Annotated in this window: 2 protein-coding genes; both read right to left on the bottom strand. The window is 59.4% G+C overall.

Going from position 1 to position 1154, the window contains the following annotated elements:
* Positions 1 to 55 precede the first annotated feature (55 nt).
* Positions 56 to 379, bottom strand: a complete 324-nt coding sequence (locus tag V8J85_RS19995; RefSeq protein ID WP_339955548.1) for a hypothetical protein — start codon at positions 377 to 379, stop codon at positions 56 to 58.
* A gap of 99 nt (positions 380 to 478) precedes the next feature.
* Entirely contained in the window at positions 479 to 808 is a 330-nt protein-coding gene (locus tag V8J85_RS19990) for a hypothetical protein (protein WP_339955547.1), read from the bottom strand.
* Between the last annotated feature and the right edge of the window lie 346 nt (positions 809 to 1154).

Here is a 1154-nt window from a genome sequence, read left to right as displayed (position 1 = left end):
AAAAAAGGCCGTCCACGTTGCGGTGGACGACCTTTCTTGGTGACAGAGGGGTGTCTTAATTCACATCGAACGCTTTCTGCGCGGCGATCTGGCCGTCGATGTTGACGACGGCGATGACGTCGCGGTTGACGGGCAGGCCGGTGTTGATGCGCACGTTGGTGTTGGCGCCGGCGCTCAGCCGTTCGGTGCCCAAGAGGCGGCCCTGTTCACCGGTGTGGAAGTCGTAGATTTCGACAACGCCCGCACCTTCGGCGGTGATCAGACCCAGTTCCAGAACGTCGCCGCTGTCCAGCGTGCGGCCCTGCTCAAAATACGTGTCGGCGGCGCCTGCGGTGGCGGTGACGGCAACGGCGGCGGCGAGTGCGATTGATTTCATCATGGTATTCATCCTTTGTTCAGAGAAGTGTGTGAGAGTTTTCATCAGAAAGAGAAGGGTGCCCCCGCACCGACCCGTGGGCCGATGCGGAAGCGGGGGGACTTATTGCACGTCGAAGGATTTCGACGCGGCGATCTGGCCGTCGATGTTGACGACGGCGATGACGTCACGGTTCACAGGCAGCCCTGTGTTCACGCGGACATTGGTGTTGGCACCGGCTTTCAGACGCTCGGTGCCCAGCAGACGACCCTGCTGGCCGGTGTGGAAGTCATAGATTTCCAGCACGCCTGCACCGTCAGCGGTGATCAGGCCCAGTTCCAGAACGTCGCCGCTATCCAGCGTGCGGCCCTGTTCAAAGTATGTGTCGGCGGCGCCGGCTGTGGCTGTGATGGCGGCGGCTGCGGCGGCGAAGGCGAAAGTCTTGAAGGTCATGATATGGCTCCTAGCGTGTGTTTGGTGCGGTGCAGAGCGTGTCTGCTTGCGTTTCGATGAGACTAAGATTGTCGCTGGAGGGGCGTTCGGGAAGGTGTGGGGCGATCACGAAAAAGGTGATGAAAGTGATGGGCGCATGTGCTTGACATGAGGGTCGTACTGCCTACCGACCCCGGCTTTCGCATTTTTGCACAGAACCGGATGTGGATATGTGCAAAAACCCGCCGAACCGCCGCTTGCCCCTGCGTCACATCGTTTCAACCGATCACAGGTTTCACCCCCACGCAATTCCGTGAACCAACAATGTTTCCAAACACAAACGCCCACGTGATGAATCTGAAAGGAA

Origin of the sequence: Yoonia sp. 2307UL14-13 (assembly GCF_037572755.1) — a bacterium.
Classification (GTDB): domain Bacteria; phylum Pseudomonadota; class Alphaproteobacteria; order Rhodobacterales; family Rhodobacteraceae; genus Yoonia.
The sequence above is the reverse complement of the archived record's forward strand: the minus strand, read 5'-3'. Positions and strand labels throughout refer to the sequence as shown.